This window comes from Aquificaceae bacterium (assembly GCA_037722135.1).
GTDB classification, from domain to species: domain Bacteria; phylum Aquificota; class Aquificia; order Aquificales; family Aquificaceae; genus Pampinifervens; species Pampinifervens sericum.
Map to the genome: position 1 here is coordinate 1 of JBBKAW010000075.1, position 22304 is coordinate 22304.

Consider the following 22304-nt stretch of genomic DNA (forward strand, 5'->3'; position numbering starts at 1 on the left):
CCTTGCCTGCCGAACCTCATCCTGTGGAATATTTTTCTATAGGATGAGGAACTATGTAGTGATGTAGTTTGTTTTTTGCAAGGCTAAAGAAAAGGATAACGAAGAAAGCCCAGAGTAAGAGAGGAAGCCATCCTCTTTTGAAATGTCTTATTAGCTTTGGATAACAAGAACCACCCTTTGGTCGCTCATAAAGGAAACAAAACCTTCTATAAGTCCAGCAAAGAAGTAGACCACAGGCGAATTGATAAGGTCTTCGCCCACTATGGTATCGGTAAAGATATCCTCTTCTGCTATAACCCTTCCATCTTCCATCCTTATGGATTTGGAAAAGCCAAGGTCTTCAAGGATTATGCAGGCTCTTCTGAGAGCTTCTTCTTTAGGCAATGTCTCGGGGAAATGCCCTATTAGGCTCTCTAAGAGTTTGGGTCCTGCCTGCTCACCTGCATCGCGCATAACCGCCTTAGCACCCTTGTCTCCTATGAGGTTTTTTTACCCCCTCTGCCATGTTGATACCCCCCAACCATCAATTGTAGCATGCCCATTGTGATTTTGATTATCAGGGTCTTAACCTACCGATTCGTATATCCTACCTCTGAACCTTGCTCCCAAAGAGCGTGCAAGTTCTTCGGTTTTTTTCATATCCACGCCCTCGTAGTCCACGGCGGTGGCAACCACCTCAAAGCCTTCCTTGACAGCTTCTTTTATAAACTCCACAACCTTTTCAAAGGCATCTCCTTGTGCAGGTCTGCAGACTTTGTTATAGGTTTCCTTGTCCTGTGCGTTAAGACTTACCGACCACACATCCACAAGACCCTTTAATTCTCTTAGCTTTTCCTTTGGAAGGAAGGTAAACATGAGCCCGTTGGTATCTACACGCACCTTACCACCTTTCTCCTTTACCCACTTGGCTATTTCCTTGAGAGCAGAAAACCTCAAAGTAGGCTCGCCGTATCCACAGAAGACTATCTCTTCGTATTTTGTAGGGTCTCCTATTTCCCTTATCACCTCTTCCACAGAGGGGTCTCTGGATACCCAAACCCAATAGCCCTTTACCATAAAGTTTCTCTCCCTTTCCCTTTGACAAAACTCACAATGGAGATTGCACTTGTTGGTAAGGTTTATGTATAGCTTGTTGTTTATTACATAGGTTATGGTTTCCTTACGACCGTTGGTGGAGAGGTTAAAGAGCAGTTTGGCGTTTTCTGAGGTCATCCTCTCTATGTCTTCAAAGGAGCTGTTGGGGATAAGTTGTGCCATAACCTCTGCGGTGTAGCGTATGTAGGGTGGCTTGTTGGGTTTGCCTCGCACAGGCTGAGGTGCCAAGAAGGGTGCGTCCGTTTCAATGAGCAGTCTGTAGGTAGGTGTCCTCTTTACCACTTCTCTGAGGTTTTGAGCGTTGGGGTAGGTAATTATGCCAGAGTAGGATATATAAAAGCCTAAGTCAAGACAGGCTTTCATAAACTCGTAAGAACCCGTAAAACAGTGCATTACGCCACCCACTTCGTATGCCTTCTCCTCTTTCAAAATCCTTATGGTTTCCTTTTCCGCCTCCCTTGAATGCACCACAATGGGAAGTCCAAGCTCCTTGGCTATGGCTATCTGTTTTCTAAAGACCTCTTCTTGTTTTTTTCTATCAGAGTAGTCCTTATAAAAATCCAGACCCATCTCTCCGAGAGCTTTCACCTTTGGATATCTTTGTGCGGTCTCCTTTAGCCACAGTAGGTCTTCTTCCTTTACCTTGTCCGCCTCATGGGGATGAAAGCCTATCGCACAAAAGACATGAGGGTTTTCCTCAGAGAGCCTTATGGCGTTTTTTATGGTTTTCTTATCGTATCCTACCGTTATAAGATACTCCAATCCCTTGTCCTGGAGGGTTTCCTCCAAGTCTTCCTTCTTCAAAAGGTCAAGGTGGCAGTGCGTGTCTATCATAGTGATAAAAAGATATCTTCCAAAGGCTTTCTTTCAATGCGACTTATCATAGGCTAAAGTGTTCCTTTATCCTTTTCACTATCTTTTCTGGACTAAAGCCAAAGTGTTCCATAAGCACATCGCCCGGTGCGGACTTGCCAAAGGTGTCAAGTCCTATAACAAGTCCTTCAGGTCCCACATACTTGTGCCAGCATAGGCTTCTTCCAGCTTCTACCGCCACCCTTTTTCTTACCTCTGGGGGTAATATTGACCTTTTGTATTCTTCCTCTTGGCTTTCAAAGACCTCAAAGCTCGCCATGTTAACCACTCTTACCTTTAGACCTTCCTGAGAGAGCATTTCACCAGCCCTTAGCGTTGGGTGGACTTCTGAACCACTCGCTATTAAGATTAGCTCTGGCATACCCTCACAGTCAAGGAGTGTGTAAGCACCTTTTGTGATGTTTTGTGCTGGTGGATACTTAGACCTGTCTATTAGGGGTAGCTTTTGTCTTGTGAGTATGAGTGCGGTTGGTCCCTCTTTTCTTTGGATTGCCATGTCCCATGCTACTGCAGTTTCATTGGCATCCGCAGGTCTTATAACCCAAAGATTAGGAATGAGCCTCAAAGAAGAGAGCTGTTCCACTGGTTGATGGGTTGGACCATCCTCTCCAAGCCCTATGGAATCATGGGTAAAGACATAAATTACCTGCAAACCGGACATACTGGCGAGCCTAATGGAGGGTCTCATGTAGTCAGAAAAGACAAGAAAAGTCCCACCATAAGGCAGGATGCCACCATGGTATGCCATACCGTTAAGTATGGCACCCATTCCATGCTCTCTTACGCCAAAGTGCAGGTTTCTTCCAGTAGGGTTCTCCGCAGAAAAGTCTCCCATGCCATGCAAGTAGGTGTTGTTAGACTCAGATAGGTCTGCAGAGCCACCAAAGAGGGTAGGTATATGGGGAGCTATGGCATTTAAAACCTTACCGCTTGCTTGACGGGTTGCCATAGCCTCTGTGAAAACTGGGATATGTTTTCTGTATTCCTCTCCCCAGTCCCTTTTGAAAACCCTAAGGAGTTCTTGTGCCAGCTCTGGATAGCTCTTAGCGTATGCATCAAAGAGCCTGTTCCACTCTTCCTCAAGCTCTTTGCCCCTTTTTATTTTCTCCTCTCTATAGCTTAAGGCTTCCTCTGGCACATAAAAGTCCTCTTCTACCCACTTGAGGTTTCTCTTCGTCTCAAGTGCCTTTTCCCTTCCCAAGGGTGCACCGTGCACGCTGGCATCGTCCTGCTTTGGAGAGCCATAGCCAAGATGCGTTCTGACTGAGATAAAGGAAGGTTTCTCCTTTTGAGAAAGGGCATTCCTTATAGCCTTCTCAAGCTCCTCAAGGTTGTAGCCATCCTCTATGTGCTGGACATACCAGCCAAAAGCGGAAAACCTCTTGCATACATCCTCAGACCAAGCAAGGGATGTGGGTCCATCTATGGAAACCTTATTGTTGTCCCAGATTACTATGAGCTTGTGGAGTTTCCAGTGTCCTGCAAGCTCTCCCACTTCGCAGGATATACCCTCCATAAGGTCTCCGTCGCTTACCAGTGCAAAGGTATAGTGGTCTATTATAGGAAAGCCCTCTCTGTTAAAGTAAGAGGCAAGATACTTTTCTGCAAGTGCCATACCTACCGCATTGCCTATACCTTGACCAAGTGGTCCAGTGGTAGCCTCCACGCCGGGAGTGAGAAAGCTCTCGGGATGTCCTGGAGTTTTACTACCGAGTTGTCTAAAAGCCTTTAGGTCTTCCAGCGTAAGGTCATATCCCATCACAAACAAGAGAGAATAAAGCATGGCACTGGCATGACCCGCAGATAGAACAAAGCGGTCTCTGTTTATCCAGTTTGGGTTTTTGGGATTAAAGCGTAGAAAACGGTCAAAGATAAGATAAGCTATGTGGCTTGCACCAAGAGGCATGCCGGGATGTCCCGACTTTGCCCTTTCTACTTGGTCTACACTTAGAAACCTTATAGTGTTTATAAGAATCTCATCCCTACTCATGCCTGAACCAGCTCTTTTCTAAGCTCCTGTGCGGTCTCTACCATGTTCTTCAAGGATGGAATGACCTCTTCCCATCTTCTGGTCTTTAGACCACAGTCGGGGTTTACCCACAGTATCTCCACTGGCAGAACCTTCATAGCCCTTTCCAAAACCGCCCTTATCTGCTCCTTTGTAGGAATGGCAGGAGAGTGTATGTCATAAACGCCTATGCCTATGTGCCTGTCCCAACCCTTGAAGTTTTCAAAGGCAGAAATTATCTCGCCCTTGCTCCGTGAAGCCTCTATGGAGATTACATCAAAGTCCATCTGATAGATATACTCCAAAACCTCGTTAAATTCGCTGTAGCACATGTGGGTGTGTATCTGAGTTTGTGGTTGAGCCTTGGAACACAGCCTAAAGGCTTTTACCGCCCAGTCAAAGTATTCCTCCCAGTCCCTTCTCTTGAGAGGTGCACCTTCCCTAAAGGCAGGCTCGTCTATCTGAATTATCTTTATGCCAGCCCTTTCAAGGTCTTTGACCTCCTCAAGAAGTGCCAGAGCTATCTGATAGGCTATTTCTCTCTTGCTTATGTCTTCTCTGTAGAAGCTCCAGTTTAGTATGGTTACAGGACCTGTGAGCATGCCCTTTACAGGCTTTTCCGTGAGAGACTGTGCGTAGCTAATCTCCTCTACCGTCATAGGCTCAGGTCTGTAAACATCGCCATATATTATGGGTGGTCTATAAACCCTTGAGCCGTAAGAGAGCACCCATCCGTGCTTTGTGACCGCAATACCTTCTAACTTCTGAGCGAAGAACTCCACCATATCCGTCCTTTCAAACTCACCATGCACCAAAACATCAAGCCCTATCTCCTCTTGAACCCTTATTGCGTGTTCTATCTGTTTCCTTATAAAGTCCTTGTATTCCTCCTCTGTTATTTTCCCAGAGATGTATGCGGTCCTTGTTTTCCTTACTTCCTCTGTCTGTGGGAAAGAGCCAATGGTAGTGGTGGGAAGAAGAGGAAGTTTCAAAAGGTCTTGCTGTAGCCTTATCCTTTCCGCATAGGGCACATCCCTCTCAAAGTCCGAGGCGGTAAGGGATGCGACCCTTCTTCTTACTTCCTCTCTTACACCAAAAGCCTGTGTGGAAAGCTTTTCTGAGTGTTCCACTTCTCTTATCGCATCTTGGTCTCCTTGTAGAGCCTTCTTTATGGTGTGGAGCTCTCTTAGCTTTTCCTTCGCAAAGGAAAGCCTTTCCTTTAGACCCTCCTGCAGGCTATCCTCTGGCTCTACGCTCACAGGCAGATGGAAAAGGGGACAAGAGTTGGAAATAATTAGTTCTTTGCTAAGTTTAGCAAGCTCTTCCACAAGGTTTAGCTTTTCTCTGAGGTTTGCCTTCCACACATTCCTGCCGTTTATAATGCCCGCTATTAAAACCTTCTCCTCTGGAAAGCCTTCCTTCCTTAGGTTTTCAAGGTTTTCTCTGTTAGAGACCAGGTCAAAACCAAGAGCCTTGACAGGAAGCTCCACAAACCTCTTGTAGTTAGAAACGCTGTCATAGTAGGTTATCACATAAAGGTCTACATACTTACTCAAGCAAGCATAGGTCTCATGCACCAAGTCCCACTCCCAATCTTGCATATCAAGACACAAAGCAGGGTCTTCCATTATCACCACCTGTGCACCCGCAGAACTTAGTGCCTTGAGCAACTCTTCGTAAGCTGGAAACACCGCATTGAGATATTCCTCAAAGTCCTTTTGACCTTCCAACTTTGAAAGCTCATAAAGGGGCAAATCTGACAGAGAAGACCTTTTCAAGACCTTTGAGAGCTTAAGGAAAGTGTAGGGTGCTATTACCTTTGGAAGAGCCTCGTATCCTTTGCCTTTTAGATAGGAGTATTCCTCAAGGGGTATGTTTTTGAAAAGCCTAAAGTCTTTGCCCTCAAGTTCTGGGACAAGGTAGTGGTAGTTGGTATTGAAGTATTTTGTCATTTCAAGAGCCTGAGCACCACGTGCCATCTGGAAGTAGGTCTCAAGACCCTTGTATTCTCCAAACCTTCTGGGAATTGCACCAAGGGTTATGGACATATCCAACATAAAGTCGTAGTAAGAAAGGTCTCCAGAAGGGAAAAGGTCTACATACTGGCTGTAGAGCCTAGCAATCCAATCCCTCAAAGAGTTCATGCCATCTATGAAATCCTGCTCTGATATTTTGCCCTTCCAGAAGTTTTCAAGAAGGCTTTTGAACTCCCTTTTCTCTCCAAGCTTAGGGAAGCCATAGGCAAGGGTTTTCATGCCAAATACCTCCTACCTTAATAGGACGAAATACTATTATATGCCAACTCTTCTATCTGTCTTATTTTGGGATAAGGCTCTGGTTTGGAAAATATAAAGCCTTGAATAAAGTCTACACCGTTTCTCAACACCATAGGTGCATCCAAGCAAACCTACATGGTATAATTCTATCCAGATATAAGATGGTGCAAGAAATCCTTTCAAGGCTTGAAAAGGTGTTTCCGGACAGGCTTGAGTTGAACTTTTCAAACCCGCTTGAGCTACTGGTGGCTGTTATACTTGCAGCACAGTCAACAGACAAAAAGGTAAATCAAGTGACAGAGAAGTTATTTAAGAAATACAGAAGCTGTGAGGACTACCTCAAAGCAACCTTAGAGGAGTTAGAAAGGGATATAAGCTCCATAAACTACTATAAAAACAAGGCAAAGTTTATAAAGTCTGCCTGTCAGCAGATAATGGAAAGGTTTGGAGGACAAGTTCCAGACAGTATGGAAGCTCTCACAAGCCTGCCTGGAATAGGCAGGAAAAGTGCTAACATTATCCTATACAACGCCTTTGGAAAGAACGAAGGTATTGCGGTAGATACGCATGTGTCAAGGGTTAGTCAAAGACTGGGTCTAACAAAGGAGAAAAAACCTGAAAAGATAGAAAAAGACCTAATGAAAATAGTCCCAAGGGAACAGTGGGGGAAATTCTCTAACCTCCTTGTTCTTCTTGGAAGGTATATATGCACCGCACAAAAGCCAAAGCATCACGAGTGTCCTCTTTATGACCTCTGTCCTTCGAGGGAGTTATGATAGGCGTAATAGGTGGCAGTGGACTTTATAAACTTGAAGGCTTTGAAATAGTGAAAAAACTTAAAGTAAGGACGCCTTTTGGCGAACCCTCTTCTGAAGTGGTAATAGCCAAAGTGGGAGATAGGGAGCTTGCCTTTATCTCAAGGCATGGTGAAGGACATGTATACCCCCCTCATCTTGTGCCATATAGGGCAAACCTCTGGGCTTTGAGGGAGCTTGGTGTAAATAGAGTTTTGGCTGTGTCTGCGGTTGGTGGCATAAATAGGGCTTTTAAGCCAGGAGATTTTGTGGTAATTGACGACCTTCTTGACCTTACAAAAAACAGAAAAGATACCTTTTATGAAGGTAAGTTTTCTCTGCCTGTGGATGGCAATGACAAGGTAGCCAAACTTTTGAAAGAAGGAAAGGTAGTTCACATAGACGCAAGCCAGCTATACTGTCCTCAGATGAGAAGCCTTCTTTTTGAGGTTTTGGAAGACTTAAAACTTTCCTACCATCCCTCTGGTGTTTATGCTTGCACGGAAGGACCAAGGTTTGAAACACCGGCGGAGATAAGGGCTATAGAAAGGCTTGGTGGCGATGTGGTAGGTATGACAGGCTATCCTGAAGTGGTCCTTGCCAGAGAGCTCACCATGTGTTATGCAAGCATATGCATAGTGGCAAACCCTGCAGCAGGTATAGCAGGCTACAGGCTAACCAGCGACGAGGTTATAGGTCTTATGAAGGAAAAGGAGCAAGAAATAGGCAGGTTGATAGTTGAGTTTGTAAAGAGGCTACCGGAGGAAAGAACTTGTGGTTGCGACCGCATATTAGATGGTGCGGAGGTTTAGGCGATTACAAATTTACCTTTTCTTCCACTACAAAAGGCTTGTCTTCTTTTGTCCTATAGTATATCCTCACCAAAAGCTCTGCTATTACTCCTGTAGATATGAGTTGTATACCTGCAAGAATGAAAAGAACGCTAAGAATTAGGAGGGGTCTCCTTCCTATATCTTGGTCAAGAAAGAGTTTGAGAAAGACAAGGTAAAAGAGTGCCAAAAGACCCAAGCTAAGCAAGATAAAGCCAAAAGTCCCAAAAACATACATGGGCTTGTTTATGTATTCGTTTAGGAACTTTACCAAGAAAATATCAAGAATGACCCTTATAGTCCTACCGATACCATACTTTGACTTTCCATACAATCTTGGATGATGCCTCACTGGAATTTCTGTTATTTTTGCTCCAAACCTTTTTGTAAGTGCTGGCAGAAACCTATGCATGTCCCCGTATAGCTCAAGCCTTTTTATTATGTCCGCCCTGTAAGCCTTTAAAGTGCATCCGTAGTCATGAAGCTCCACACCAGTTACCTTTGAGATTATCCAATTAGCTATCATAGAAGGTAGTCTCCTTGAGAGGAAGGGGTCTTTTCTATCCCTTCTCCACCCGCTTACTATGTCATAGCCCTCTTCCAACTTTTGCAATAGCATGGGAATGTCTTCTGGGTCATTTTGAAGGTCCGCATCCAAGGTTATGATAACCTCTCCGGTGGCATGCTGAAAGCCTGCATACATGGCAGCGGTCTGCCCGTAGTTTTTCCTAAAGCGTATTAGCTTTACTCTTTGGTCCTTTTCCGCTATCTCTTTTAGCCTTTCCCAAGTCCTGTCTACAGAACCATCATCCACAAAAATAATCTCATACTCTCTTCCAAGCCTTTCAAGAACTCCCTTTAACTTTTCATAGAGTATGGGTATGTTGTCTTCTTCGTTGTAGGCAGGTATAACTATGGAGATATGTGTATTAGATTTCATACCTACCCTCCGACCTCATAACCACCAAGGTTTTATTGCCAAGGCTTTTTACACTTTCCACCTTATAGTCATAGAAGTTTATCTTTTCAAGCTCCGAAAGGCTCAAGTTTTTCTCAGCTATGTATCTTAGCGTATAGGCGTAGTGCTTATAGGGCAATTTTACCCTTTGGTCTTTCCTATAATACTCAAAGCTCAAAAAGCCTTTGGCATGTTTTAGGTCAAAGAGTTTCTCATAAGGTTTACCAACAAAGGAAACGACAACCTTTTCAGAAAGGAGCTTTTTTGAGAGGTTTCTAATGTGTTCTTTCCAAAAATCCATAAGAGTTTTCTCTCCATAAAACTCCTTCCAAGATACGGGTGCAAAGGGAATGCAAGCGGTAGGTTTAACAAGACCATATAAAGGAGACAAGACCCAGGAATTTTCCTCTATGTATCTAACCACAGGAGGAGGCAAGACCCACAGCTCCAGACTTTCCCAAAAAACATTCCTAAATCTTCTATACAAAGGTGCGAGAGAGTAGTCTTTGACAAACTCCTTTTCAATAGACCTTGCAAGAGGCTCAAACTCCTCAAGTGTAAACCTGCTATCATCACAATTTTTAAAGACCAACTTCCTTTGAAGCCTGCTATATGGCAAGAGGAAAAGAAACATGCCTAAAATTATAAGGCATGAAGCTCAAAAAACATCTCGGTCAACACCTTCTTGTGGCAAAGGGTGTCCTTGAACGCATAGTGGAGTTTTTGGAGCTCCAAGAGGAGGACATAGTGGTTGAGATAGGTCCAGGCACTGGAAACCTAACAAAAGAAATCCTAAAGAAGAACTTCAAAGAGCTTCATCTTTTAGAAATAGACCCGCAGATGGTAGAAATTCTTCATAGAGACATACAAGAGGAGAGAGTGTTTATTCACAAAGAAGATGCCACTAAGTTTAACCTTTGCTCTCTGGGAGAAAACCTCAAAGTAGTGGGAAATCTACCCTATAATGTGGCAAGTCTTATATTAGAAAACACGGTTTTTCACCATTCCTGCATTCCAATGGCAGTTTACATGCTACAGAAAGAAGTGGCAGAGAAAATTCAAAAGGGAGCTTCTTGGCTTTCTACCTTTGTGAGAACCTTTTATAGGGTTGAGTATCTTATGAGCTTGCCTGCGCGCTTCTTTGTGCCACCCCCAAAGGTGCAGTCTGGACTTATTAGGCTAAGCAGAAGAGAGGAGCTTCCAAAGTTAGACCTTATGGACTATAAGGGTTTCTTGGTAGGCTTATACTCCATGAGAAGAAAGGCTCTAAAGAATAAAGTTCCAGAAACTATACTTCTAAAAGCAGGCATTGACCCCATGTGTAGAGTTGAAACTCTTGAGCCAGACAGTGTTCTTATGCTTTATAATATGCTTCAAAAACTGAGAGGTGAAAAGCGATGATGGACACCTTCTTTATGGAAAGAGACCCATATGCACCCATAAGACATTGCTATCCCATAAGCAACGTGCTTTATCATGGCAAAAGCGAGTATCAAGAAATAATGGTGGTGGAATCGCCTCACTTTGGTAGAATCCTTATCCTTGATGGTGTAGCCCAGTGTGATGAGCGGTATGAGTTCATCTACCACGAGTTTATGGCACATGTGCCACTTTATGCCCATCCAAACCCAGAAAATGTTCTTATAATAGGTGGTGGTGATGGTGGAGTTCTAAGGGAAGTTCTTAAGCACCCAGAGGTTAAAAGGGCTGTCCTTGTGGACATAGACAAGGAGGTTATAGAGGTATCCAAAAGGTTCTTACCTACCATGGCGGTCGCCTTTGAAGACCCAAGAGCAATAATCCTCAATGAGGATGGCTACAAATACATTCAAGACTATGAGAATGAATTTGATGTGATAATAGTAGACTCCACAGACCCAGTGGGTTTTGCCCACGTGTTAACCACAGAGGAGTTCTTTAAGTATGTCTACAGAGCCCTCAAGGAGGACGGCATATACGTGGGTCAGACAGAGTCCATACACTACCACATTGAAATAGTTAGAAGAATACAAAAGGCTCTTAAGAAAGTTTTTCCAATAGTAGACCTCTACACCGCGGTAATACCAGGATACGCAGGATACTGGTGGACCATGTCCATAGCTTCTAAAAAGTACCCCGTAAGAGAGCCTTCCAGAGAGGTAAGGGTTCAGACAAAGCTATACTCTGCGGACATGCACCGTCATGCCTTCCTACCAGAGAGCTTCTATAACAGGCTCATATCTGGTGAATACGTGTTTTAGTATTTGCCGGTAATATAGTCCGCCACAGTAGTAGCTGCGACGGAATGAGGCTTTACCACAGGCTTTAGACCCTGGGCAAGCACATAACCTATGGCTTCCTTGAGTATGACGCTGGAGTTATGCTCTGGGTTTGGGTTTATATCAAGGTGGACTTCAAAAGGTCTGTTGCCAACCACTTCAGAAATCTCAAGGGCAAGATAGACCGCCCTACTTACCTCCTCTAAAAGCCTTTGTCTCAAAGACCTTATACGTGGCACTTTGTCCACTTTCCAGAATATCTTTGCACCTCTGCAGGAATCTATGTGAACAACCACCACAGAAACAAAGACCGTGTGGTTTTTAACCTGCCTTGAATCACAGCCCACATAAACAGCGGTCTTCTGCGAGGTTTTTCTTATAAACTCCTTTACCTCCTCAATGTTCCTTATGAGAGGCATATAGATATTCTAATTCACTCTTTCTGTTTTCCAACCCTTCCGGAATCCAACGGGTTATAAGGTATCCCTCAATAACTTCACTACTAACAAGTTTTAAGTTTAGCACAGGGACATTCATTGCTTCCGCAAAAGAGGGTGCATCCTTTGAAAATACCACCATTGGATGATGAATTATTACAAGCTCATCCACGAGAGACAGAGCCAATAGACTTCCATTTAGCTTTGAACCACCCTCTACCATTAAGCTTTTTATTCCAAGTTCGTAAAGTTTCCCAAGCATGACCTTAAGGTCTATCTTATCTCTGCCTGCGACCAGGATTTTAACCCCTTGCCTTATAAAGGCTTCTAAAGCCCTTCGGTCTGTATTTTCTGGAACAACCAAGATAGCATCACCTGGGGGTTTAAAGACGTTCATATCTGGCGATATATCTACCCTGTTGCACGGTATAACCCTTATAGGATTTTTACCCTCCGTGTATTCTACCCTTAGGCGTGGGTTATCAAGCCTTACCGTGTTGCATCCCACACTTATGGCATCAAACTTTGACCTCAAGGTGTGCAGGTATACTCTCACTTTCAAAGGCAAGGGCATAGTGTGTTTAGAGGACACGCCTTTAGCAGGGGCTATTTTACCATCTATGGTTATTCCTGAAACTATACTTATCCACGGTTTCATAGCTCTCCCCTCCTGATTATGAATATAGCCCTTCTTATTGCCCTTTTGTTGGCTTATTTTTACCTTCTGGTGGCAAAAAGTTCACTTCTTTGTAGTAAGTAGGTGTGAAAATATCCAGTCGTTAGGTTTTCCTGAGGCAAGAAACTCTTCCAACTCCATATCCTTTGGAAGTTCTTCAACAGGAGTTTTTTGGAAGGTCTGCATCTTTATTACACTGGAGTTTAGGAGTCCCCACACTAATTCATTTTGATAAATCCATCGTCTCCTTAATATTAAGTGAAAGCTTCATAATAACTTTACCCTTAATTTTATACTCGTAAGTATCTTCAAAAAGTTCAAATGTGACTACCATTGGTATGTTGAGCTCTGAATGAGTAAAGATTCTCTTCCTTCTATCATACCAAATATTTCCTGATATTGTTCCTTCCAAAATACCAATTCCCTTTAGGCTCTTATCCTCTACCTGTATTGGACCATATGAACCAGATAACTTCAATTTTACGGTATTCCAATCTATATCCTCAACTTTATATTCAAGCTTCCCTGGAACTAACTTGGTTGCAATAGTCCCGTCATCAAATACTTCTTTCAACCTTTCATTAATATACTTACTATAAACCATACCTTCAATAGTTTGCCCCTTCTTGATTTTTTTACCATCACAAAAATCTAAACAATAAGGTATATCTATTAAAGGCTTAAATATGTCTGCTTTTTTATCGCTTACCTCGTATTCACGATTGCTATAGTCTTGAATTCTTCCAGCTACCTTTTCATAGCATCTTTCTGTCATAACCTTAGCTTCTTTTATGTAATTTTGCTCTAAGACCTTAGGTATAAATTTCAATTTACATTCAATTAAAACGGAAAAATCAGATATATCATTTATAGCACCTTTCAGTTCTTTTTGGACAAAGTATTTAAATTCTTGCTTAAGAGTATCCTCTTCTTGTTTAGATAAACTACCGTCATGTTGTATATCCATATCAATTACTTCAATTAGATTTACACTATAGCTATAAGTCTCGCTTGGCTTGATTTTGATTAATATATTTGCAAAGTTCATTCTGTAGTAGTAGTATCCTAAACCAGATAGTATAGCCACAAATATAGCCCAGACTATCAATAAAACCAGCTTTTTCATCTTTCCATCCTCCCGACTATTATGTTGAGTTTATCATAAACCAAACTTTGCTCTTTAGCAAATGAAATTTTAGAAAAGATTACGGATTTAGAGTTTGGGATTATGGTGCGGAAATGCAATGTCATCATATATCCTCCTGTTGCCCTTTTATCGGCTTGTTTTTCCCTTCTGGTGGCAAAAAGTTCACTTCTTTGTAGTAAGTAGGTCTGAAAAATATCCAGTGCTTTAGGTTTTCTGGAGTTCTTGAGTAGCATATCTCACAAAGTAGCCCACCTTCTACCAGCTTTGAATTGTCATCACAGCAATCCGTTAAGTTCCAAAACTCATAATTATCGTGAAATACCAGCTTGCCACAACTTAGGCATTCGTATAGCTTACAGCCTCTTGAGGCAAGAAACTCCTCCAACTCCATATCCTCCGGAAGCTCCTCAATCTCAAAGAGGTTTTTTAGAAAGTCCTTTTGTTTTTGAGTAAGTTCAGATATTCTCATATTGGGAACAACCTACTAAGAATTAGGATGGTAATAATTGCAACTCCAATACCAACAACAATAAAAATTAACACATCCTTTATGCTAACAGCTTTCTTTCTCTCTTCCTTCTTAATAGTCGCTATAGGTTTCATTTCAGCCTCATATTTTCCTACACGCTCTTCGTAGTTGCTTTCCTCTTTATCTTTTAGATATGAACCAACAAGCTTTATAAATTCCCATATAAACTTCTTGTCTTCAGATTCTATATTCAATGTATCTAATATGCTTTCCCCTGCTCTGGTATATAGTATGTATATTGCAGTCAATTCTGGGATATTTTGTAGACCAACATCTTTACCTTTCTTTTTATAATGCTCTCTTATCAAATATAAGCAAAGCGAATAGAAAGAGTCTTTTCCTGTTATTCTCCTTACCCTATCATCAAGGTCTTTTAGAAATTTTTCTATTTTTGCAAGTCTTTCTTCGCTGGAGATGTTTTCATCAAAAGCTTTAAAGAACTTAATAAGCTCATCATTTTTCAGCTGTATCTTCTCGTAATATCTTTCTCTTATAGCTAAGCTTATAGTATTATTCAGCATTATTGTTTTTACCTCCGTGTTTTGATTTATCCTACAATAAATTTTGTCTTTGTGCTATAGCTTCCAATCTATCTTTGAGCGGTTTCACACTACTGTATACACGCTCTAACATATCTATTATCCTTTGCTTATCTTTCTCTTCTCTCTTTGCATCCTCTTTTACCCTTTCTATAACGCTAAAGCTTGATTTATAGTATTCGTCCAATATTCCTCTAAAATCTTTGAAATGTTTTTCAATTTCTGAATTAAGCTTATCTATCTCTTCCTCCAGTTTATCCTCAAGTTCTCCTATGTAATTTTCATGAATATCTTCAATCTTATCCTTAATTTCTTCAAATTCCCTTCCGAAATATTCTTTAAGCTCTCTTACTATATCCTCCTTCAAAAATAGTTTCCTCAGCCAATTTATAAATCCTTTAGTTTCCATATTCACCTTTTCTCTAAAGTTAGATGCAAAAGTGTCAACACTCATATTCTTGTAATCTTCAAGAATTATCTCTATTAAACTCTCTATTTCACTAAGACTAATTTCAGGCTTAAAGATTGGTAAACTCAACATATCCTTAAACTCTTCTTCTATAGCTTTATCCTCCCCATACAGTATTTCCTTAGCTTTTTTATTCAAGTGAAGAACCTTTTCTCTTAGCTTATTAATTAAGTCTTCTATTTCTTTATTGATATCTTCGTTTTGTTTGGAAATTTCTTCTAACAGAGCGTCTATTCCATCTTTTATGTGTTCCTCCAAGCCTGTAGATCTCAAGCTATTTTCAACTACTTCTAATAACGATTCTCTGAACTCTTCAAGGAATTCATCTGGAGTAGTCCTATTTGAAATGATATCTTTGTATTTATCATCATTCGAAAACTTATCTCTAATTTCCTTTAAATTGTTTTTAAGAGCTTCCTTAGAGTTTTTCTCCGCTCTTTTAAAACTGCTTTTCAGAATACTCCTAACAGCTTTTTTCAATTCTTTTTCCTTACCTTGTAATTCTTCTATTAGACTTTCTATTTCCTGCTTTATATCCTTCAGGTCTTTCTTTTCAAACTCTTCAATTTCCTTAGAAAGATTCTCTATACTACTTTTATGTCTTTTTAAAATATTTAGCCTGTTCTCTATCTCGTTCTTTATTGCATTATAGTGTATTCCTATTTTAGTAATCACATTATAGACTCTATCAACCTCAGCTTTTGAAAAGACTACTTGTTCCACGTATCGTCTAAAAAGTTCAAACCCAGAGAACTTTATAATGCTTTCGTAAGAGACTTCTATGTCATAAATGGTTTCCAAACTGCCTGCTATATTTCGTATGAATGCTAAATAAGTCTTGTATTCTTTTTGAGGTTCTTCTTTAGCCTTGATAATGCTCTTAATACGCTCCAAAGCACCAGCAAAATCTTCACCCTTTACCTCAGGAAATCTATTAGCCAACTTTTGCATGTAGAAATAAGTCATAGCGGATATGGGAATAACTATTATATTCCTATAACCCATACTCTTATATTTAGCACGGATAAAGTCCGCTATTCTAATAGGCATCTTTTCAGAGTCAGCATCGTTAAAAACTTGGTCTATCTTATTGACCGCACATATTAAAACCATATCTCTGTTTTTGAACTCTTCTCTAATACTTTCCAAAAGGTCAACCTCTGATTGTTGAGCATATTTGGTATAGTCAATGATAAACACCGCAACATCAGAATTACTCAAAGCAGTTTTATATACTTCACTATGTCCCATACTCTGTTCTTTAGTCGCAAGGTCAGGTCCAGGAGTATCATAAATCATATATTTCTTAGTCTTATACATATTATATGGATATGAAATTTCAATATCTGGTATTCTGTACCCCTCTTCCTTTACTTTTTCAAATTTCTCTTTCAAATAATTTTTTACTTCATAGGCATTAGTAAATTCCCTTTCTTCCTTCTCATCACGCACTATAATCTTATTCTCCTCTATGGGTTTAAACAGAATATTGCAAGGAGTTGGAAGCTCAAGGCTCGTTGGAGCTAATTCTTCTCCAATTAAACCGTTTACCACCATGCTTTTACCAGTCTTTTTTGTGGCAAAAATCGCTATTTTTATCTCACTTTCCAATTTATATAGTAGCTCTCCTATCTTATGCAAGTTTTCCAAAGCTGTGCTCTTTATCTCTTCAGTATCCTTCGTATTTGCAATCAGACTATCAATCTCATCTATAGCCTTTTTAACCAATTCTTCAAATTTCCAACGCTCCTTCTTAAACTCTTCCACTATCCTCTTCTTTTCCAAGAAACCTTTCGTATAAACATCCATGTGTATATCCAGGTATATCAGCTGTTGAATAGTATCAAAGAACTCTTCCTTTAACTTCTTAACCGTTCCCGTATCCTTTTCCTTTTCTTCGTCAAAATCAAAGACAAGATATACATCTCTGAATTTATTTTCGTGCCTATCTCTCTTAAACATATCCTCATTTCTATAGTAATACTCAACAAACTCATAAAGTTCTCTAAAACTACGCTCTTTGACCCCATCTACATACAACATTAAATCTTTACTAAAGCGTATATTCTTACAAGTCTTCAGATTATACTTAATCTCATCATCATCTATACTTTTCCCAACCTCTTCTAAAATCTTATAAAGCTCTTTATCCGAGTCCAATACTGGAATATTACCTTCCAATACCGCATCATACATTTCTTTATCGGTTCTGACTTTAACTACTTTTATATTCATATCTCCCCTCCAAAGAGTTTATAACAGCCTTTACTTTTTGCCTTAATTCCTTTAAAAACTCACTTTCCTCTGCACGCTTTCCAACCTCTCTGTATATCTCTGGTCTTATATGTTTCATGTTTCTACGGACGAAGTCCTCAAAATCCTCCGATTTAATCAAAGAAATAATCATATTTATATAAGAAGTTAGCTGATTTACGACTAACTTTTCTATGTTTATAGCATTAACGACACAATCTATGAGAAAGTTTCTGAGGTTATCAATATCCCTTTTTATCTCCTGTATAACTTCATCATAGTTCTTTGGAGGCTCTATCTTTCTTTCCTTCTTTTTCTCTTTGGTAGCTTCTGACTTAATATACTGCTCAATAGTTTTTTTCACATTATCACTATCCAAATACTTATTGGTTTCCAGTTTATTCAAAAGCTCTTCAGCGTCAGAACTTTTTAGTATAAGTTTCTTACACTCTTCAAACTCTTCCTCACTTAGCTGTATGTCTTTTTTCTCAAGTATCTTTTTAAATCTCTCTTCTATCTGTGCAAAATCATCCTCATGCCAAAGTAAGACATTAACTATTCGCATTTTAGCAGGTGGCTCTTCTGGATTAAAGTCCTTATGGTAGGCTATTAAGCTATAAAACTCCTTCTCTATCTCCTTAAACTTGTTTTCTCTGTCCTGTGATGCAAGCGGATTTAGGATAAGTAGTTGTATGACATCTCCACCAAACCTTTCTATAAGTTTCGTAAAATCAAATTTTTCAGGAGAAAAGTCTACATTATTTTTTCTTAGGAGCTCACGTAATCCTTCCAAAAATGCCTCATTTATCTCATTCATCCTAAAACCTTCTAAGAAAATCTTCTCTATATCTTCTCTTACCTTTTTAAGGTCCAATTCTATATGCTTTTGAACGGTTGAATAAATCCTCTTCCTTATGATATCGCTAAGTTCCTTCCTCAGCTCTCTATTAAATGCATCTGGTCTTTCTTCCTTTGTAGAGGTATGCAAGGCAAGTTTCTTTTTAATGTCTTCTACTCTATCTTCACTTAGAAGCTCCCCAGAAGCCAGTATCCTATCCAACTCTTTTTTGATTTCCTCTGATATATTTCCATTGTCTAATTCATGTTTTTTCTTGATATGAAATTCATTAAGTCCCTTTTCTATTAATTCTCTACTTTGTCTTATAGTGGCAAGAAAGTTTTCCATATACGTATCCATAGGAATCTCTTCTATATCAATCCTTTCCAGCTTTTCTTGAAGTTCCTTAACAAAATCTTCCACTTTTCTAAAACGCCTGTGAATTCTTTCTAAGAGAACCTCCTTTCTCTCCGTTTGGTTATACTCTCTTATTCTGTCTAATAGAGTTTGTATTCCTGTATCCGCAAAGCCAAGCTCTTGTAGTTTTTTATATGCTTCTTCTCCCTCATATACACCCTTTTTCTGAAGCTCCGCAAGAGAAGAACCATAGATTATCCTATCTACTCTGCTGTCATTTTTGAGTATATTATACCGCTCAAGCTCTTGTTTGAAATCTTTCTTGACTTTTTCAAGCTCTTCCTTACTACGAAACATGTCGGATTTATTGCAAAAATAAAAAACCTTATCCTTTAAAGCAACGCCTTCATCATCTCTTGCATCTCTAATTATCTCCGCTTCTGACCTGTTAATACTTGGTTTGACCGCCTCTTTTACAAACACCACCGCGTCCGCTTGGTCTATCTTACTTCTTGTAAACTTGAAGTGTATTAACGTAGGCGAATCAAAACCTGGCATATCAAGGATTATGACGTTCTTTATGTCTTTCAAAGCATTAGTGTATATTCTTACTTCCTTAACCGCTCTACTTTTGTGCTTGTCAGTTATATAGCTCCTTGTTTCAGCATCCAAGTTTTCAAAGGTCTTTGTGAGTTTACCCCTTCCCAATAGCTTCTTTATCTCTTTCTTACCTTCTAATATTTCGAGAATATCATTCTTGGTAGTGTCCGCATGCTTACTATACAAGTTAGGATTTTCTTTTTTAAGTTTTTCAAAATACCTTTCAATATCACCCTTCTCAACAGTGTCAATTGTGTGACGTTCATAATTAGGATATTCTATTTCTTTTAACAATCTTCTAAAAACTTCATTATTGAACTCCTCTTCGTTATAAAAAGTAACTTCTACCCTCTGATTTTCATCATATTCCACCCGTGTTATTGTATATGTAGTCCTCTTATTATCAGATGGTAGTATATCCTTTGAGATTATTGCATTTATAAGGGTGCTTTTTCCTGCTTTTTCCAAACCAACGAATGCCACCTCTATGATATCTTTTTCAAGTTTATCTTTGTAATATTCCAAATCTTTTATTGCTTTCCTTATTTCGTCCTTTTTAGAGTTGGAAATATCAATATCAAATTCCTTTAGAATATCCTCTCTTTCTTCCAATTTACTTAGCAAATCCCTTGTTGAGGAGACTACAGCTTTTATCTTTTCTATTAGCTGGTTGGTTTCCTTCTCCATAGCCACACCTCCTACCCTATCTTAACTTTCTCCCCTTTAGTATATCAAACAAAAACTTCCTTGTCAAGAGGTCATAAATCTCAAGCTCACCTAAAAAGAGAAAGCTTTTCAAAAACTCTCCTCACATAGTCCCAGTTGTCTGCCTTCAGCCCATTGTAGGCTTTTACAGCCATTACCCAGTTGCCAAACCTTTGGAAGTTTTCGTAGAGTATCCTTGCTCCAAGCTCTATGTTGGTTTCTATATCAAAAAGCTGGTTTGGGTCTGTTATGCCATATTCTCTCATAAGCCTTAGGTTGTGCTGGTAGTTGACCTGCATGAGACCTCTATCCTCTGTGCCATCCTTGTTTTTGTTGTAAGCCATAGGGTTGAAATTGCTCTCTTGCTTTATTATTGCATAGATTAACTCCTTAGGGATACCATACTTTTGCTGGCAAGGATTCTTTATTTACATGCTCTTGCTGTTTTTCCATAGCAGAGTTAAGATGAGAGCTAAAGTCCTCGCTGGGTTTTATATGCCCTGCTCTCGTAGTTTTAAGCTCCAACTTCCAGCCTTCTATTCTCATATTTTTTTACCTTGCAATCCGAGCATATACCAAAAATTTCAAGTCTGTGGTTCAGAGGTGTAAAGTTGTGTTCTTCGCATACCTTGTCTTGTAATTCTTCTATTTCCTCTTTGTAAAACTCTATTATCTTCCCGCATTCCACGCATATGAGATGCTCGTGGTGTGGCTTTCCTGCGGTAAACTCGTATATGGTTCTGTTGCCCAGCTTTATTACCTCTCTTACCGCGCCAAACTCTTGGAGAAGTCTAACAGTTCTATATATGGTGGACCTGCTTGCTATAGACCTGTCTTGGTTTGCTATCCAGCGGACAAGTTCTTCTATCTCAAAGTGAGTACCATAGCTGGCTATCTTGTCTATTATCTCAAACCTGCCCTTAGTTATCTTGTGTCCGTTCTGTCGCAAAAACTGCTCAAACTTCTGTTTTAGTTCTTCCAACTGCATATCTTATAATATAGTCTAACTGAATATCATTTGCAACAGGAGGAAAGGATGAAAAAGCCAAACCTAACCCTATACCTTGTAACCGATGACCGCTACTTTATGGACAGGGACCTCGTATCTACCATAGAGTCCGCCATAAAGGGTGGAATAACTGCACTCCAGTATAGGTTTAAAAACAAGTCCACAAGGCAGATGTATGAGGAGCTTTTGGTTCTTAGAGAGCTCACTCAAAGGTATAATGTTCAGCTTGTGGTAAACGATAGGGTGGACTTAGCTCTTGCAGTGTCTGCGGACGGTGTTCATGTGGGTCAAGAAGACCTTCCTCCCGATGTGGTTAGAAAACTTGTAGGAGACAAAATGTTTATAGGATACTCAGTAAACTCTGTGGATAAGCTAAAAGAGGTGGAGCATCTTCCCATAGACTATATAGGCTTTGGTTCTGTGTATGAGACTACCACAAAGGCAAACTACAAATTGGTGGGTATAGAGGGTCTGCGTCAAGCGGTAAAGCTAACCTCAAAGCCCATCGTAGCCATAGGTGGCATAACCCACTACAGGGTTGCGGAGGTGCTTTCTGCGGGTGCAAAGGGTATTGCGGTGGTTTCTGCCATACTGGGTTTTGAGGATGTGGAAAAGGCTACAAGAAGCCTTGTGGAAGCTATGAAAGGCTATTACAGAAGGGCTCTCCATGAAGGTTTTGCATCTCCTTGACGGCTCCGCCTTTCTGTATAGGAGCTTTTTTGCTCTTCCACCTCTTTCTACAAGGTCTGGCTTTCCCACCGGCGCCATATACGGCTTTATGAGGGCTATCTTTTCCATACTAAAAACAGAAAAGCCTTCTTACTTTGCCATAGCCTTTGACCTGCCTGCACCCACAAAGAGAGAAGAGGTCTATAGAGAATACAAAGCCAAAAGACCTTCCATGCCAGACCCCTTAAAGGTCCAGATACCAGTTATAAAGGAGCTTGTTGACCTTCTTGGCATTAAAAGGTATGAAGTGGAAGGTTATGAGGCGGATGACATAATTGCAACCGTAAGCTGGTGGGCTCTTGAAAGAGGCTTTTCTGTAAAAGTCTACTCACCAGACAAGGATATACTGTCGCTTGTGTGTGAAAGGCTGGTAGTGGTTAATCCCATAAGCGGTGAGGTCTTTGACAGGAAAAAAGTTTTGGAGAAGTTTGGCGTTCCACCAGAAAAACTTCCAGACTACCTTGCCCTTGTGGGTGATAAGGTGGATAATATAGAAGGCGTAAAGGGTATAGGTCCAAAGACTGCCATAAAAGTTCTTGAAGCCTACGGTAGTGTGGAAAACCTTTTGAGAAACTGGCAAGACTTCCTTAGAGCCTTTCCTCAGGCAAACAGAGAAAGCCTTGAGCTTGCTTTATCTCTTCTAAAACTGCAAAAAGTAGAGGGTTTAAGCCTAAAAGAAGAAGAGTTAAGACTAAAAAGCCCTAACTTTAACGCATTAAGGAAAAGGTTTGAAGAATTGGAAATGAAAAGCCTTATAAAGGAGCTTGACAGCCTTTCAAAAGCCTCTGCACAAAAGAGCCTTTTTTAAAAGCTCTGGTTAAACCTCTCATAAATGGCATCAAGAGACCTTATAAGATTGGAATAAACCTCGTGAGCTCTGTGGGTTTGAATAAGCTTCGCCATTTCAAGAATAGGGTTCACATT

General features: G+C 40.4%; 23 protein-coding genes. 6 read left to right on the plus strand and 17 right to left on the minus strand.

What is annotated here, in order from left to right; all coding sequences use genetic code 11:
- Window positions 1-150 precede the first annotated feature (150 nt).
- The 4 genes from WKI49_05405 to metE form a co-directional block, all read right to left on the minus strand.
- Complete coding sequence (locus tag WKI49_05405) at window positions 151-453, minus strand: hypothetical protein (GenBank protein MEJ7621926.1); 303 nt, start codon at window positions 451-453, stop codon at window positions 151-153.
- A 111-nt stretch (window positions 454-564) separates the two neighbouring features.
- Entirely contained in the window at window positions 565-1929 is a 1365-nt protein-coding gene (locus WKI49_05410) for a YchF/TatD family DNA exonuclease (protein ID MEJ7621927.1), read from the minus strand.
- Between the two features lie 46 nt (window positions 1930-1975).
- Complete coding sequence (gene tkt / locus WKI49_05415; GenBank protein ID MEJ7621928.1) at window positions 1976-3958, minus strand: transketolase; 1983 nt, start codon at window positions 3956-3958, stop codon at window positions 1976-1978.
- The gene (metE, locus tag WKI49_05420) at window positions 3955-6231 is read right to left on the minus strand and encodes a 5-methyltetrahydropteroyltriglutamate--homocysteine S-methyltransferase (GenBank protein MEJ7621929.1); all 2277 of its coding nucleotides are present in this window, start codon (window positions 6229-6231) and stop codon (window positions 3955-3957) included. Before metE ends, tkt begins: the two co-directional genes overlap by 4 nt.
- Window positions 6232-6413: 182 nt before the next feature.
- On the opposite strand from metE, the gene nth reads away from it, so the two are divergent.
- Both nth and mtnP read left to right on the plus strand, forming a co-directional pair.
- The gene (nth, locus tag WKI49_05425; GenBank protein MEJ7621930.1) at window positions 6414-7028 is read left to right on the plus strand and encodes an endonuclease III; all 615 of its coding nucleotides are present in this window, start codon (window positions 6414-6416) and stop codon (window positions 7026-7028) included.
- Entirely contained in the window at window positions 7025-7858 is an 834-nt protein-coding gene (mtnP, locus tag WKI49_05430; GenBank protein ID MEJ7621931.1) for an S-methyl-5'-thioadenosine phosphorylase, read from the plus strand. The genes nth and mtnP overlap by 4 nt, the downstream gene beginning before the upstream one ends.
- Before the next feature lie 4 nt (window positions 7859-7862).
- Here the strand turns inward: mtnP and WKI49_05435 are convergent, their stop codons facing one another.
- Window positions 7863-8816 (minus strand): glycosyltransferase family 2 protein, encoded by a 954-nt coding sequence (locus tag WKI49_05435; GenBank protein MEJ7621932.1) that lies wholly within the window; start codon window positions 8814-8816, stop codon window positions 7863-7865.
- Entirely contained in the window at window positions 8806-9468 is a 663-nt protein-coding gene (gene yaaA, locus WKI49_05440; protein ID MEJ7621933.1) for a peroxide stress protein YaaA, read from the minus strand. Before yaaA ends, WKI49_05435 begins: the two co-directional genes overlap by 11 nt.
- Window positions 9469-9485: 17 nt before the next feature.
- Between yaaA and rsmA the strand changes: the two genes are divergently transcribed.
- Both rsmA and speE read left to right on the plus strand, forming a co-directional pair.
- Window positions 9486-10235: a 16S rRNA (adenine(1518)-N(6)/adenine(1519)-N(6))-dimethyltransferase RsmA gene (gene rsmA / locus WKI49_05445; GenBank protein ID MEJ7621934.1), complete on the plus strand. Its 750-nt coding sequence runs from the start codon at window positions 9486-9488 to the stop codon at window positions 10233-10235.
- Complete coding sequence (gene speE / locus WKI49_05450) at window positions 10232-11074, plus strand: polyamine aminopropyltransferase (GenBank protein ID MEJ7621935.1); 843 nt, start codon at window positions 10232-10234, stop codon at window positions 11072-11074. Before rsmA ends, speE begins: the two co-directional genes overlap by 4 nt.
- Here the strand turns inward: speE and WKI49_05455 are convergent.
- The 10 genes from WKI49_05455 to WKI49_05500 form a co-directional block, all read right to left on the minus strand.
- Window positions 11071-11511 (minus strand): ribonuclease H-like YkuK family protein, encoded by a 441-nt coding sequence (locus tag WKI49_05455; protein ID MEJ7621936.1) that lies wholly within the window; start codon window positions 11509-11511, stop codon window positions 11071-11073. The two genes, speE and WKI49_05455, sit on opposite strands and share 4 nt — an antisense overlap.
- Window positions 11489-12187, minus strand: a complete 699-nt coding sequence (locus WKI49_05460; GenBank protein ID MEJ7621937.1) for a RibD family protein — start codon at window positions 12185-12187, stop codon at window positions 11489-11491. The genes WKI49_05455 and WKI49_05460 overlap by 23 nt, the downstream gene beginning before the upstream one ends.
- 81 nt (window positions 12188-12268) lie before the next feature.
- Window positions 12269-12391, minus strand: coding sequence for a hypothetical protein (locus tag WKI49_05465; GenBank protein ID MEJ7621938.1), 123 nt, complete (start codon window positions 12389-12391; stop codon window positions 12269-12271).
- A gap of 37 nt (window positions 12392-12428) precedes the next feature.
- On the minus strand, window positions 12429-13331 hold the full coding sequence (locus tag WKI49_05470; protein ID MEJ7621939.1) for a hypothetical protein: 903 nt from the start codon (window positions 13329-13331) through the stop codon (window positions 12429-12431).
- Between the two features lie 124 nt (window positions 13332-13455).
- Window positions 13456-13821, minus strand: coding sequence for a hypothetical protein (locus WKI49_05475; protein MEJ7621940.1), 366 nt, complete (start codon window positions 13819-13821; stop codon window positions 13456-13458).
- Complete coding sequence (locus WKI49_05480; GenBank protein MEJ7621941.1) at window positions 13818-14402, minus strand: hypothetical protein; 585 nt, start codon at window positions 14400-14402, stop codon at window positions 13818-13820. The genes WKI49_05475 and WKI49_05480 overlap by 4 nt, the downstream gene beginning before the upstream one ends.
- A 31-nt stretch (window positions 14403-14433) precedes the next feature.
- A complete protein-coding gene (locus WKI49_05485; GenBank protein ID MEJ7621942.1) occupies window positions 14434-17124 on the minus strand; it encodes a dynamin family protein in 2691 nt (896 codons plus the stop codon).
- Entirely contained in the window at window positions 17105-19624 is a 2520-nt protein-coding gene (locus WKI49_05490; GenBank protein ID MEJ7621943.1) for a dynamin family protein, read from the minus strand. Before WKI49_05490 ends, WKI49_05485 begins: the two co-directional genes overlap by 20 nt.
- 86 nt (window positions 19625-19710) lie before the next feature.
- Window positions 19711-20070: a lytic transglycosylase domain-containing protein gene (locus WKI49_05495; protein ID MEJ7621944.1), complete on the minus strand. Its 360-nt coding sequence runs from the start codon at window positions 20068-20070 to the stop codon at window positions 19711-19713.
- Between the two features lie 86 nt (window positions 20071-20156).
- Window positions 20157-20630, minus strand: a complete 474-nt coding sequence (locus WKI49_05500) for a Fur family transcriptional regulator (GenBank protein ID MEJ7621945.1) — start codon at window positions 20628-20630, stop codon at window positions 20157-20159.
- A gap of 48 nt (window positions 20631-20678) precedes the next feature.
- Between WKI49_05500 and thiE the strand changes: the two genes are divergently transcribed.
- Both thiE and WKI49_05510 read left to right on the plus strand, forming a co-directional pair.
- Entirely contained in the window at window positions 20679-21341 is a 663-nt protein-coding gene (gene thiE / locus WKI49_05505) for a thiamine phosphate synthase (GenBank protein MEJ7621946.1), read from the plus strand.
- On the plus strand, window positions 21319-22188 hold the full coding sequence (locus WKI49_05510; GenBank protein MEJ7621947.1) for a 5'-3' exonuclease H3TH domain-containing protein: 870 nt from the start codon (window positions 21319-21321) through the stop codon (window positions 22186-22188). Before thiE ends, WKI49_05510 begins: the two co-directional genes overlap by 23 nt.
- On the opposite strand, the gene WKI49_05515 is transcribed toward WKI49_05510, so the two are convergent.
- Window positions 22185-22301 (minus strand): hypothetical protein, encoded by a 117-nt coding sequence (locus tag WKI49_05515; GenBank protein MEJ7621948.1) that lies wholly within the window; start codon window positions 22299-22301, stop codon window positions 22185-22187. The two genes, WKI49_05510 and WKI49_05515, sit on opposite strands and share 4 nt — an antisense overlap.
- Window positions 22302-22304 lie beyond the last annotated feature (3 nt).